Annotated in this window: 10 protein-coding genes; 1 reads left to right on the top strand and 9 read right to left on the bottom strand. The window is 65.6% G+C overall.

What is annotated here, in order from left to right:
• Positions 1–221: 221 nt before the first annotated feature.
• The 7 genes from HMPREF1023_RS09595 to HMPREF1023_RS09565 form a co-directional block, all read right to left on the bottom strand.
• The gene (locus HMPREF1023_RS09595; RefSeq protein ID WP_009607978.1) at positions 222–3,485 is read right to left on the bottom strand and encodes a molybdopterin dinucleotide binding domain-containing protein; all 3,264 of its coding nucleotides are present in this window, start codon (positions 3,483–3,485) and stop codon (positions 222–224) included.
• Positions 3,469–4,806 (bottom strand): NrfD/PsrC family molybdoenzyme membrane anchor subunit, encoded by a 1,338-nt coding sequence (nrfD, locus tag HMPREF1023_RS09590; RefSeq protein ID WP_009306081.1) that lies wholly within the window; start codon positions 4,804–4,806, stop codon positions 3,469–3,471. The genes HMPREF1023_RS09595 and nrfD (HMPREF1023_RS09590) overlap by 17 nt, the downstream gene beginning before the upstream one ends.
• A gap of 15 nt (positions 4,807–4,821) precedes the next feature.
• Positions 4,822–5,469: a 4Fe-4S dicluster domain-containing protein gene (locus tag HMPREF1023_RS09585; protein ID WP_035578790.1), complete on the bottom strand. Its 648-nt coding sequence runs from the start codon at positions 5,467–5,469 to the stop codon at positions 4,822–4,824.
• Between the two features lie 153 nt (positions 5,470–5,622).
• Positions 5,623–6,489: an NrfD/PsrC family molybdoenzyme membrane anchor subunit gene (gene nrfD / locus HMPREF1023_RS09580; RefSeq protein WP_009306076.1), complete on the bottom strand. Its 867-nt coding sequence runs from the start codon at positions 6,487–6,489 to the stop codon at positions 5,623–5,625.
• 6 nt (positions 6,490–6,495) lie between these two features.
• The gene (locus HMPREF1023_RS09575; protein ID WP_009306074.1) at positions 6,496–7,032 is read right to left on the bottom strand and encodes a 4Fe-4S dicluster domain-containing protein; all 537 of its coding nucleotides are present in this window, start codon (positions 7,030–7,032) and stop codon (positions 6,496–6,498) included.
• Position 7,033: 1 nt separating this feature from the next.
• Complete coding sequence (locus tag HMPREF1023_RS09570; RefSeq protein ID WP_009306072.1) at positions 7,034–9,229, bottom strand: molybdopterin-dependent oxidoreductase; 2,196 nt, start codon at positions 9,227–9,229, stop codon at positions 7,034–7,036.
• Positions 9,230–9,316: 87 nt separating this feature from the next.
• Positions 9,317–9,976 carry a molecular chaperone TorD family protein gene (locus HMPREF1023_RS09565; RefSeq protein ID WP_009306069.1) on the bottom strand — a complete coding sequence of 220 codons (660 nt, stop codon included), beginning with the start codon at positions 9,974–9,976 and terminating at the stop codon, positions 9,317–9,319.
• A gap of 177 nt (positions 9,977–10,153) precedes the next feature.
• On the opposite strand from HMPREF1023_RS09565, the gene HMPREF1023_RS09560 reads away from it, so the two are divergent.
• The gene (locus tag HMPREF1023_RS09560; protein WP_009306067.1) at positions 10,154–11,758 is read left to right on the top strand and encodes a helix-turn-helix transcriptional regulator; all 1,605 of its coding nucleotides are present in this window, start codon (positions 10,154–10,156) and stop codon (positions 11,756–11,758) included.
• A 194-nt stretch (positions 11,759–11,952) separates the two neighbouring features.
• Here the strand turns inward: HMPREF1023_RS09560 and nrfD (HMPREF1023_RS09555) are convergent, their stop codons facing one another.
• Together nrfD (HMPREF1023_RS09555) and HMPREF1023_RS09550 are read right to left on the bottom strand one after the other, a co-directional pair.
• A complete protein-coding gene (nrfD, locus tag HMPREF1023_RS09555; RefSeq protein ID WP_009306066.1) occupies positions 11,953–12,819 on the bottom strand; it encodes an NrfD/PsrC family molybdoenzyme membrane anchor subunit in 867 nt (288 codons plus the stop codon).
• Between the two features lie 6 nt (positions 12,820–12,825).
• Complete coding sequence (locus HMPREF1023_RS09550) at positions 12,826–13,362, bottom strand: 4Fe-4S dicluster domain-containing protein (RefSeq protein WP_009306064.1); 537 nt, start codon at positions 13,360–13,362, stop codon at positions 12,826–12,828.

Here is a 13,362-nt window from a genome sequence, read left to right as displayed (position 1 = left end):
AAAGTGGCCCGCTCCAAGCGAAATTCACAAACCAGCTCGCGCCCAGCGCGCGGCTGCCGCGCCCTCCCTCATAGCGCATCCCCCTCCACGGCAGCGGCAGAGGTTCCGGGGAACCGAACGTCGCACGCCGCGCCGACCGCACGCCGCGCCCATCACGAATCGGCGCGGGGAAGATCGCTGGACCGCATGGCCTTCCCCGCGCCCTAGAGTGCGCCGAATTCCTACACCTTCCGCACGTCCACCCAGAGGTCGAACTGGGCGGCGCCGCCTCCAATAGGATCGGTCACGCCACCGCCTCCGGCAAGCGTTTCCTCGGGCAGCAGCTCGTTCATGCAGAAGCCGCGCCCCCGCCCGCCGGCGAAGCCGGTCTTCTGCTTGCCGGGCTCGTCGCCGTCGAGGATGCCCTCTTCTTCGAGGTAATCGGGAGCCGGGCCCGTCAACATGCCGTCGATGGTGACCGCGCGCGCGGCGTAGCCCTGCTGGCCGAACGAGTAGTTGGCCCCCACCACGCCGGGACGAATGCCCTCGGTCACGCGCACGTGACCGGAAAGCGTGCCTTCAGGCCCCACGACCTCCACGGCATCGCCGTTCTTCAAGCCGCGCTCGGCAGCGTCGGACGGCGACATCCATACGAAGTTCTCGGTGGTCGTCTCGCGCAGCCACGACGCGGCGATGGTGCGGTGCGTGCCGTTCGTGCGCGCTTTCCAGTTGATGAACGCGAACGGTCGGTCGGCCGGCCGCGCCATCGGCGTGCCGTCGGCGAAGGCGATCGGCGCCGTATGGGCCAATCCGTCGAAGTTCTCACCGGTCAACGCGTCTTTCAGCGAAGCCGTCTTCGGGTCGTAGAACGCGCACAAGCCGGCGTACTTCGTCTTGATCAGATCTCCGTCGTAACCGTCGCCCTTCGCAGGGTCGGCCGACGCGAACCGCCCGCCGCGGTTCAGCACGTACACCACCTTCGGCCATTCCTCTTCGGTGACGGCGGCTTTCCACGCCTCCAGATCGAACGCCTCGCCCAGCGCGCGCTTGCGGGCGCGCTCGAACAGGGCGAGCTCGTCGTCGTCGGCGTCCGGCACCGGCTTCTCGCCGGCGTAGGCGATGTTCGCGGCCATCTTCAACCAGTAGTCGTACTCGGTCGAAAGGGCCGCCGTGCCGCCGTCGCCGTCCTTGCCCACCGGCACGGCATGCTCGCCGACGCCCGGCAGCCCGAGGCGTTGCATGATGTCGAAGTACACGTCCTCCACCGAGCGCGGGCCGTCGAAGGCGCGCACCGCCGGCTGCCCCAGCTGGATGAGCTGGTACTGCTGGTTCGGATAGATGGATTCCTGGCTGAAGCGCTCGAGGTACACCTTGTCCGGTAACACGAAGTCGGCAAAGCGCGACGTGTCGCCTATCTCCACGTCGAACGACACCAGCAGGTTGATCTTGTCCTGGTCGCCCAGCACGTCGGCCAGTCGCCGCCCGCCGGGCGTGGAGTCCACCAGCGAATGGCGATGGATGAACAGCGCGCCCAAATGATCGTACACGTAGCCCGCGCGCAAGGTGGGCACGATCTCGTGCGACAGGTTGCCCGGCAGCGGGTACCACGGACGCGGCGCCGGATAGCCGTCCTGCTTGAAGTAGCTGGTCTTCTCGTACTCGGTCTTCTGGCGCGTGATGGGAATGCCCCATCCGGCATGCGCGTCCGGCACGGTCTTCAAGTCGTAGCGGCCCTCGAACGGCGCGAACTTCGCCGCGGCGGCGATGTGACCGCCCTTCCAATCGTGGTTGCCGATGAGGAAGTTGAGATACCCCACGGCGCGCACCGCATCGAAGCCGTTGGCGTGCATAGCCGGGCCGCGGTAGCTCATGACGCAGGCACGTTTGCCGTGCGACGTGAACTCGCGCGCCACCTCTTCCACCACGGAGGGCTCGATGCCCGCATCGGCGGCGTACTCCTCCAGCGTTCGCTCCTCGACGCGCTCTTTCAAAAGCTGGAACACGCTCTTCACGCGCGCAGGCTTTCCCTTGATGTCGATCTCTGCGTCCACTAGCAGATCGGCGGCGCCCTCGGCGGCATCGGCGAGAGTCAGCTCGCCGTCCACCAGCACGAAGCGCGCGTCGTCGGCCAGCGCCTCGCCGTTCGCGCCGACCTCGCCCGCGCGCCCCAGCGCCTTGGCCGTGACGATGGGCCGGTTCGGCAGGTCGACGGCCACGAGGTGCGTCGCATCGGACCAGGTGGGCTCGCCCAGCGCCGCGGCTGCCTTCTTCGAAGGCGCCGACAGGTAGGCCGCATCGTAGCGCTCGTTCGCGATGATCCACGACATCATGGCGAACGCCAGCTCGGCGTCCTTGCCGGGAATCACGGGCAGCCACACGTCGGCCTTCGAGGCGCTACGCCCCTGGCGCGGGTCGACCACGTACAGCTTCATGCCGCGCTCGCGCGCCACCGACAGGCGCGGAGCCAGCCACGACGGACCCTTGTTCGCCGTCATGGGCTCGGTGCCCCAGATGATAAGGCATTCGCAATGGTCGATGTCGGCGTACATGCGCTTATGGTTCGTCGTGGGGTGCGTGCGCACGTTGGCCATGACGCCCGTCATGCCGCACACGCCGCCGTGGTTGAAGTTGTTGACCGAGCCGAACCCCAGCTGCGTCAAGCGGTCCCCGATGAGGAACATGCGGTCGCCGCCGGCCGAGCAGAACAGGTTGGACTTGGGGCCCAGGTCGGGATGCTCCACGTCGATCAGCTTGTCGGCCCATTTCGCCGCGAAGGCGTCCTTGGTCATCTCGCCCGACTCCACAAGCGCGACATCGGCCTCCACCTGCTTCTTCGGCGCGTAGGCGTACCATTCGGCGATGCCCGGCGTGCCCAGCGCGGGCGACCCGTTCACGATCTCGTCGAGGGCCGTGTCCCAGCTGACCGTCTCCCACTCGTCCGACCCGCGCTCCCCCACGCGGCGCAAAGGCTGCGTGATGCGGAACCGGTCGTGCACGAGCTGAATGCCCGCCTGGCCCTTGAGGCATATCATGCCCCCGTTCGAAGCGCGACCGGCCACGGCCATGTCGTCGCCGGGGGCGAGCGCTTCCTCGGGCCGCGTAGCGTAGGGGATCGGCGCGTAGGGCTGCGAGTTGAGCGGCGAGTACGGATTGCCCGCGATCTTGCGCACCAGCGCGGTGGCGCCGTCGTTCGCCTGCTTGCCGTCGGCCGCATCGGTCACGCGCACCTTGATGGTGCAGTAGCTGTTGCAGTTGTTGCACATGGACAGGATGACGTCGTCGGCCGCGCACGCGCCGGTGGCGTTGCCGCGCCCGTGAGGCTCGTCGGTCAGCGGGTCATCAGCGGCCATGTACGCGCCCAGCCCGCCTCCGGCGACCAAGGCGCCTGCGGCGACCGCGCAACCGGCGCCGACCACGGCGCGCCGCGAAGGCGTTCCGAACAAGCTCGAACGCTGAGGCTCGCTTGCGGCATCGCATCGCCGTCCGTCTTTATGCTGCGCCTCCATCGCGCACCTCCTTGCCCGTCGAAACCCCGCCGCACGACACGGCGGCCGAACCTGCGCCCTCGTAGGAGCTTTCCAACCGCGCCTCGCCCTCGCTCGCGCTCCTGCGCTCGAGCGGCAGCAGGCGCACAGCCAGTCCGTAGCAGCCGACGGCCAATCCCAGAACGAACAGCGTCACCATCGCCTCGCCCAAAGTGGGCACGTACGCAGGCAGGGGCATGCCGCCCAGAAGCGGAACCGAGAACCCTGCCACCACCAGCACGTAGCGCAGCGCCAGGATGCCCGCCATGGCGGAGACGGCAGCAGCGACCGTCCAAACGCCGCCGGCCGCGCAGCGCGAACGAAACGCCCCCACGGCCAACAGCGCCGCGGGCACCGCCAGTCCCAGGCCGATCTCGCCGATCCAGAACAGCGGCGCCAAAGAACCCGACACCATCACGCCCACGGCCGTCGCCGACGCCGGATCGCCCGACAGCAACGGCGGGGCGATCTGGAAGAACACGCAGAACGCCAGCGCGAACAGCGACGCCGCCAGCACGCGGTTCAGACCCACGAGCGCGCTACCGTCCGGCCGCGCCCCGCGCAGCCGCGCGAGCAGCCGATATGCGACGATCAGGAACGCGGCAGCCGTCACCACGGCCATGACGTAGAACAGCACCGACGTGATGCCGCCCTCCCACAGCCCGCGCGTCTTCACCGCAGCGAAGAACATGCCCGTACCGCCCGGAGGGCCCACGAACGACGTGGCCACGCCCACCCCGGCCAGCACGCGGATGGCCAGGTTCACGTTGCCGCGCCGCCGAAGCGATTCCATGCTGGGCTCGCCAGCAGCCTCGGCAGCTCGCTTGTCGTTCAGCAGCACGAGCACGAACTGTGCGACGGCCACGACCATGAAGAACATATACGCCTTGATCTCCCAGGCCAACGGCGACGACCAATGGAAGAACAGCAGCGTTCCCAGCGAATGCCGGATGGCGCCCAGGTCGATGCCGATGAATATCATCGACACGACAAGCGACACCACGCTCAAACCCAGCGCCATGCGCGCGACGGGCGCGAAGCGGGGAATCCTCAGCAGGTAGACCAGCGCCGAAAGGAGGTACAAGCCGCCCGCCAAACCGGAGAACCAGATGTAGACGACCACCCACAAGCCCCAGGGCACGGAATTCGTGGCTCCCGCCATGCCCAGTCCGTTCGCCAAGCGGTCGTACATGAAGTACGCGCCCGCAACCAGCAGCACGGCTACGATCACCGCCCACACGATGGTAGCACGGCGCGAGAACGGTGCCGGCAGCCAGCGCCTGCGCTTCGTTTCAGATGCCATAGATGCTCACCTCGCTCATTTCAGATAGTAGACGGACGGGTTCGTGCCCAGCTCCTCGCGCAGGCGGAACGCCCGCGGCGAAGCGGCCAGCTGCGCCACCTTCGACGACGGATCGTTCAGATCGCCGAAGTAGCGCGCGTCGCCGATGCACGTCTCGCAGCACGCGGGCGCCTCGCCCTCGGCGATGCGGTGCACGCAGAACGTGCACTTGCGCACGGTGCCGTACGTGCCCCGGTACTTCCCGCGCGCGCCGTGATCCACGCCGTACTCGGGCGCCGTCACCTGATCGGCCGCCTGCATCTCGACTGCGTACGACGAACCCTCGTCGGCCGAGCGCGCGCCGTACGGGCACGCGGCGATGCAGTATTTGCAGCCTATGCAACGGTCGGCGTCGATGACCACGATGCCGTCCTCGCCGCGGTACGTCGCGCTCACCGGGCATACCGACACGCAGGCGGGGTTCTCGCACTGCATGCAGGGACGGGGGATCGCCTCGATACGCACGTTGGGATACGCGCCCGTCTCCTGTTCCAGCACCACGTTGTACGTGACGCCCGGAGGCGTGCGGTTCTCGGCCTTGCACGCCACGGTGCACGAATCGCACCCGACGCACTTCGCAAGATCGATGACCATGCCCCAATGCGGAACGTGGGATTCTTCCATAGATGCCACCTCGATTCGTCGGAATACAGACGGGCGCTGCGCGGAGGGGGAGTGCGCAGCGCCCATGAAAGAGGAAAAGCGGCCGGAAGAGAAAGGGAGGGGGAATCCGGCCGCCAGCGCCCCGCCAGGGGGTGGGCGGGGCGCACGGGTGAGCTAGAGGAACAGCACGGGCAGGGCGGCCAAAATCACCAGCAGGCGCAGCATGAAGCCGCCCACCAGCACGCCGGCCTCGCCGATGACGCTGACCACCATCGAGGTCGTCGACGTTTCCACGCGCTTGGCGATGAACACCGGGTAGCCCTCGATAAGGAACGGCGCGACAAGACCCAGAAGGACGATGCCGCCCCAGAACGCCGGAGCGTACTGCCCGGCCACGAGCGAGTAGACCGACGCGGCGCCTTCGAAGCTGCCGGCGCTCACGATGATCAGCATCGTGGCCAGCACGACCATTTCAACGGCGGACAGGATGACGTGGCTCTTCTTGATCAGCCACATCTGCTCGAAGCGCTCGCGATCCACGATCAGCCCCACGAGCGACGTGGCAGCGAGGCCCGCCGACAGCGCCGACACCACGAACAGGATGGGCAATATGGCGTTGTTCCACAGCGGGTACGCCTTGACCACGCCCAGCAGGAAGCCGGTGTAGGCCGCCACGGCGAACGCCGCGACGATGCCTATCCACGTGAGCCACTTCGGCACGCGCTTCTTGAGTATCTCGAGAACGGCCACGGCAAGCGCCACCGGCATGTACACGCAGATGAAGTACACGCCCAGCGTCATCACGGAACCGGGGTTCGAGATGAGCCAGAAGAAGCGCAGCGGGTTGTGCAGACCGGCTTCGGCGTCCAACATGAGCATGAGCAGGCCGATGCCGACGAAGATGGGAGCGATGATGCGGCCAGCGACGCGCATCTTCACGCTCTCGGGGTACTTGGCTTCGACGAACGTGGACGTCAGGAACGCTCCCGCCGACGCGCCGGCCAAAAACAGGTACCATGCGATCATAGGTCCCCAAACCATGGTTCATCACCTCACGTAGTAGATTTTCGAAACGGTCAGGTTGTCAGCGAGCGGCTGTGCGTGGTATTTCGCGATAGCCTGGTTGATCTCGCTATCCGGGTCGTCCAGATCGCCGAAGATGCGCGCACCCGAAATGCAGGTTCCCACGCACGCCGGCGGATTGCCCGGTTTTTCGCCGTCCCAGCAGAAGCGGCACTTCTCCACCACACCGGTCTTCTCCTGCACGATGCGGGCGCCGTAAGGACACGCAGCCATGCAGTACTTGCAGCCGATGCACTTTTCCTCGTCCACCAGCACCACGCCGGAATCGGTGATGTAGGTGGCATGCGTCGGACACACGGCAGCGCAAGGCGCGTCCTCGCAGTGCATGCACTGTGTGGGGACGATCTCGTTGTACACGTTGGGGTACTCCCCCGTCTCGATCTCGTGGTACTTGATGAACGATTCTTCGGGATCCAGATGGTTCTTCATCTGACAAGCAATGCGGCAGGCCGAGCAGCCGACGCACTTCTTCGTGTTGATCAGCATTCCGTAGCGGGTCATGTTACGCCTCCACCTTCTTCACCGTGACTGCAACTTCCTGGCTCATCATGGAGCCGACGCCCGGCTCCGCGTCCAGCGGGATGAAGTCGGTCAGGCTGATGCCGTAATGGTATGCGCGGGTTTGTGCAGGCGCGTCGCCGCCGTAGTGCGTGGGAAGGAACACGACGCCGGGCTTGAGGCGCTGCGTCACACGCACTTCCACCTGGCCGGTGTGCTCGCTCGACGACACCTCCACGGTGTCGCCTGTCTGCACGCCCAGGTCGGCAGCGTCTTTGGCGGCCATCCAGAGGCGCTCCATGTGGTATTCGCGCGAGATGGCGTGCAGGGCTTCGATGTTCTGGGTCATGGTATGGGAGTGGATGCCCTGCTTGCCGCCCACGATGGCGAACTCGCCGCTCTGGGGCGTCACCTTGCGCGGAATCCAGCCGATCACCGGATTGAGGCCGGCCTCGCCCACCTTGTCGGTTTTGAACTCGAACTTGCCCGACGCCGTTTTGAACGTGGGCACGCCGTACTCGAAGTGCGGGTCAGGCAGCTCCACCACGCCTTCCTTCTTCATCTGGTCAAGCGACACGCCCACGGTTGCCAGCTGCGCCTCAGCCCAATCCTCGGCGGTGAACTGGAAATACTCGCCCACGCCGCACGCTTCCGCCAGGCCGTTGAAGATCTCGTCGCACGTCCTCGTTTCGGGATGGATCTTCTCCAAGGCCACTGTTCGCATGCCGACGTAGTGCTTCTTACCTCCCACGAACTCCGGAAGCTCCAGGCGCTCCAGGTACGTGACCTCGGGCAGCACGTAGTCGGACTGCTGAGCCGTCTCGGACATCTGCACGTCGATGGTGACCACGAGGTCGGTCTTTTCCAGAGCCTCGGTCCACTTCTTCGGCTGCGCGTAGCCCTTCGCCGCGTTCGAGTTGTAGAAGAACAGGCCCTTGATCTCACCCTCGAGCGTCGCCTGCAACGCAGCCACGTTGGTGCCGGCGCTGGCCAGGACCAGCGGGTACTCCGCATCGCCGATGCGCTTGGCAGCGGGCTTCGCGGGCGCCTTGAAGCGGGCGTCCTCGATAGCGCCGGCCTTCGGCGAGGACGTGATCAGCGCGCCGCCCTTCGCGCCCCAGCAGCCCAGAAGCGAGTTGATGGCCGTGATGGCACGCGCCGTCTCGAACGAGTTCTTGTACGAACAGCCGATGACCGAGCGCCAACCCGACTCGATGGAAGCCGCCGGAGCCGCTTTCGCCATGGAGCGGGCAAGCTCCTGGATGGTCTCGGCCGGGACGTCGGTGATCTTCTCGGCCCACTCGGGCGTGTACTCCTTGGCTTGCTCGGCGAACTCCTCGAAGCCGTACGTGTTCTGCTCCACGAAATCGTGGTCGTAGAGGTCTTCCTCGATGAGCACGTTCGCCATTGCCATGAGCAGCGCCAGGTCGGTGCCGGGGTTGATGGGCACCCAGTCGCTGGCGAAGATGCCGGAGTTGTTGAGGCGCGGGTCGACGATGACCACGCGGGTGCCGTGCTCGGCGGCGTCGGCCAGGCTCTGCACCGACGAGGGACGGATGCCGTCGCCGTAGCTGCGGCCGATGAACATGACCATCTTCGCATTGGCGAAGTCGTTCGAATAGCCGGTGGCGCCGATGGTCAGCTGGTAGGCGCTCTCCTTCGACAGGTTGCACGAAGAAGAGTGCGCGTACACGTTCGCCGAACCCAGCGCGTTCATGAAGCGGGCGGAGTACTGCTTGCCCGACGGACGCGGATCCTGGATGATAGCCAGCGATTCAGGCCCGTTCTTGGCGATGATGTCCTGCACCTTCGCGCCGATCTCCTTGAACGCGGTGTCCCAGTCGATGGGCTCGAAGGTGCCGTCGTCCTTGCGACGCAAAGGCTGCGTGACGCGCTCGTCGGAGTACGCCATCTGGGCAAGACCATGGCCGCGCCCGCAGATGCGTCCCTTCGAGTACGGATGGACCTCGTTGCCCTTGAGCGTCCAGAGCTGGCCGTCCACCGTCGTGGCGATAAGCCCGCACTTGCTGGAACAACCGTTGCACAGCGACGGGGCCGTGACCGTGACCGCCGGTTCGGCCGCTGCCGCGCGCTCGGCCTGCCATGAGCCAAGCGAGATGGAACCCGCGGCGCAGGCGAGCGCAGCCGTAGCGGCCGAACCCTTGAGAAACGTTCTACGCGATACCGTTGTCTCCCTCATTCCTTTCCTCCCTTTCTTATCGTTCACTCGTCTTGCTTGTTCACCTATGGGCACGGCGCCTGTTTGCAGCAGCAGACGCCGGGTAGGTCATACGGCGACGGCCTCTCCTTCGGCGGCGTTCGCGAAGGCGAGCGCTTCGCCCACCGTCCGCTGCGCGAGCGCCGCGAGAGCCCGCAAAAACGCGATGCCGTCCAGCAGGTTCCGGCGGCGCACCGACGGGAGCGCTTCGTTATGCGCCACCATGTCGGCGCGGTCGGCCAACGCAGCGTCGTACTCGCAAAGCCAATCGAGATGGTCGGCAGCCAGCTGGCGGGCGGCTTCTCCGTTGCCCGCGTCCAGCAGCAGCGCCAGCAGCTCCAGCTCCAGCGTCAGATGGTCCGGCATCGAGGCGAACTCCGCGGGGACTTCGATGGCCAGCTCTCGATACACCTGGGACAAATGCCGCGCAGGATCGCCTAAGTACAGCCCGCGCGTAGCGCCGAACGCGTTGCCCTGCTGCGTGGACCACGCCTTGTACAGCGACTCCACCGGCATAGCGGCCAGCGGCATGCCTGGCACCAGCAGTTCATTCTGAAACGACGAGCGAGCGGACCATGTCGGAAGCGACAGCGCCTCTTGCAGCGGAGCGCCTGCCGCCGCGCGCACGTCCTGCCATGCAGGGTTTTGCTGCATGGAGACGTAATCCTCTTCTTTCAGGTAGGAAAAAAGCGGTGCAATGAGCGATAATATGTAGGCTACGTTCGTCATAACGGACACGATCCGTCCTTTCTCGTCATCGCCAATCCTAGGCGCGACGGGAACGGGTCGGGTAATCAGTTTCTGGTGATTTGAACGTTTTACCTGATGAATAGGGTCATCAGCACGGTTGTTAAGCGGCTTCGACACAGAACGGCTACCCGCTCGTCGACCGGGAAAGGGAGGAATGTGAGCACTCGGATCGCGGTCGCGCGCGACCGCCGCAGCATGCGGATGGTTTGGAAGACGTTGCGATTCCGTCACGTCGGCCTCGCCTTCTTCTGGGCGTGCAGCATGCTCACGTTCCGCAGTTCCATCCTGCTGCAGGGGCCCGCGAACACGCCCGAGCTCGAGACGCTCGTCGTGCTGGTCTCGTTCATCGCGAACATGACCACCTTGTTCGCCATCGCCGCGTTCATGGAACGCGATCCGCATACGTTCGACCGCCTTCCCGGATGGCTGTTCTGCGCCTTCATCATGGCCGGCCTCGTGGTCATCGATGTCGCAGGACGCCTGGGAAGCGACGCGACGATGATGGCGCTGCTGGTGGGAGGATCGGTGCTGACGGGCGTGGGTTACGGCTACTACTGGGGAAGCTGGGCGGAGTACCTGGGACGCATGCACCCCTCGCGCACGTCGTTCTACGTGCCGATGGCGTTTTTGCTGACAGCTGCGCTGTTCCTGATCATCTCGCTCTCGGCCGAATACGAAAGCGCCCCGCCGCTGCTGTTGATGCTGCCGCTTCCCGTGCTGTCGCTCGTCTGCCTGCGCCGGTGCCATGCAGAGGTTCCCGACGGGCGCTACGCGCGCACCGTGGACTCGAAACGCTACCTTACGGCGCTCGCCTCGCTGGTCACGCTCATCGTGGCCAGCCTCGTGCTATCGCTGCTGTTCGGGCTCGTGTGGGAGATGACGGTGTTGTCGGTGGGATCGGTGAACGAGGCGCACCAGGCGCCGCTCGTTGCGAACCTCGTGGTGGCCGTATGCCTGATCGGGCTTGTGCTATACGCCCACAAGCGTCTTGACCTGGCCTTGGCATACCGCGTCATCGTGCCCGTCATCGTCATCCTGTTCGCCGTGCTTCCGTTCTTCTGGGAGACGAGCCCCGTGGTGCTCAACGCCGTGATGAGCGCATGTTACGGGACGTTCGACGTGATCATCTGGTACATGGTGGTGTCGGCCTCCTACGACTTCGCCGTTTCGGGCTTCGTCATCGGCGCCCTGGTGCGCGGATTGTCAATCCTGGCGCGCCTGCTGGGAATCGGCATCGGCTATCTGCTCATGCTCGTGCCGGGAAGCCCGTCGTTGCTGATCGTTGGTATATCGGTGGGCGCAGTGTACGTGCTTGCCATGCTGGGACTGTTCTACCGCACGCGTCGCAAGGGCATGCCGATCGTGGTGGAGGACGAGCCGATCGAAAAGAAGGCGGCCGCACCTGCGACGAACGCACCGCCCGCAGAGCCGGCGAACGCGCCGGCCGCCGTCATCGCCCCCGTCGTGCAGGCGGCCGAAGCTCCCGCAGCCTCCATCGCTCCCGCAGCTCCCGAAACCCGGCCGGACGACGCGCCCCTCAGCGAGGAAGCCGTGTTCGAGCAGATCGCCGAGGACTTCAGCCTGACGCGGCGCGAGGCCGAGCTGCTGCCTTTCATCGCGCGCGGCCGTTCGGCGCGCGTCATCGCCGATGCCCTGTTCGTGTCCGAGAACACCATCCGCACCCACACCCGCCGCATCCTGGAGAAAACCGACCTGCACTCCAAACAGCAGGTCATCGACCTCATCGAGAAATACCGCTGACATCTCCCCCTCCCCGACGCCCCTCGACATCCGCGCGCCGTCGCTCGAAACGGTCGGTTTCCGCGACGATTCCGACCGTTTCGAGCGACAATCGACCCGCTGGATGCCGCGCGCAAAAAGAGACAGGCGCCGCGGAGGGGTGCGGCGCCTGTCAGGCAATGCTATGTCATGATGCCCGCTCGATACGGCGGCTTCTACAGGTACAGCACCGGCAGCGCCGACAGAACCACCAGCAGGCGCAGCATGAAGCCGCCCACCAGCACGCCCGCCTCGCCGATGACGCTGACCACCATCGAAGTCATCGAGGTCTCGACGCGCTTCGTGATGAACACCGGGTAGCCTTCGATGATGAACGGAGCCACCAGGCCCAGAAGCACGATGCCTCCCCAGAACGCCGGAGCGTACTGACCGGCCACGAGCGAGTACACCGACGCCGCACCTTCGACGCTGCCGGCGCTCACGATGACCAGCATCGTGGCCAGCACCACCATCTCGATGGCCGACAGGATGACATGCGACTTCTTGATCAGCCACATCTGCTCGAAGCGCTCGCGATCCACCAGCAGGCCAACCAGCGACGTGGCCGCAAGGCCGGCCGACAGCGCCGATACCACGAACAGGATGGGCAGCACCGCGTTGTTCCACAGCGGGAACGCCTTCACCACGCCCAGCAGGAAGCCGGTGTAGGCCGCCACGGCGAACGCGAACACGATGCCGATCCACGTGAGCCACTTCGGCACGCGCTTCTTCAGCACCTCCAGCAGCGCGGAAACCAGCGCCACCGGCATGAACACGCAGATGAAGTACACGCCCAGCGTCATCACGGAACCGGGGTTAGCGATGAGCCAGAAGAAGCGCAGCGGGTTGTGCAGGCCGGCTTCGGCGTCCAGCATCAACATGACCAGGCCGATCCCCAGGAAAATTGGGGCGATGATACGGCCGGCCACGCGCATCTTCACGCTCTCGGGATATTTCACCTCAACGAAAGCCGAGGTCAGGAAGGCACCTGCCGACGCGCCGGCCAGAAACAGGTACCATGCGATCATAGGTCCCCAAACCATGGTTCATCACCTCACGTAATAGATCTTGGATTCGGTCAGGTCGCCCGCGATAGGCTGGGCGTTCGTGCGGGCGATCTCGCGCGAGATGTCGCTGTCGGGATCGTCGAGGTCGCCGAACACGCGCACGCCCGAGATGCAGGTGCCCACGCACGCCGGCGGGTTGCCCGGCTCGCCCTCGTACCAGCAGAAGCGGCACTTCTCGATGACGCCGGTCTTCTCGATCTGGATGCGCACGCCGTAGGGGCACGCCGCCATGCAGTACTTGCAGCCGATGCACTTCTCCTCGTCTACCAGCACCACGCCGGATTCGGTGGTGTAGGTGGCGTGCGTCGGGCACACCTGCTGGCAGGGGGCGTTCTCGCAGTGCATGCACTGCACGGGCACGGTCTCGGCGTACACGCTGGGATACGTTCCCTGCTCGATCTCCTTGTAGCTGATGAACGCCTCTTCGGGTTCCAGCTTGTTGATCATCTGGCACGCCATGCGGCAGGCGTAGCAGCCCACGCATTTCTTGGTGTTGATGAGCATTCCGTAGCGGGTCAT

Source organism: Eggerthella sp. 1_3_56FAA, assembly GCF_000185625.1.
Taxonomy (GTDB): domain Bacteria; phylum Actinomycetota; class Coriobacteriia; order Coriobacteriales; family Eggerthellaceae; genus Eggerthella; species Eggerthella lenta.
This window is presented reverse-complemented; position numbering and strand designations above follow the sequence as displayed.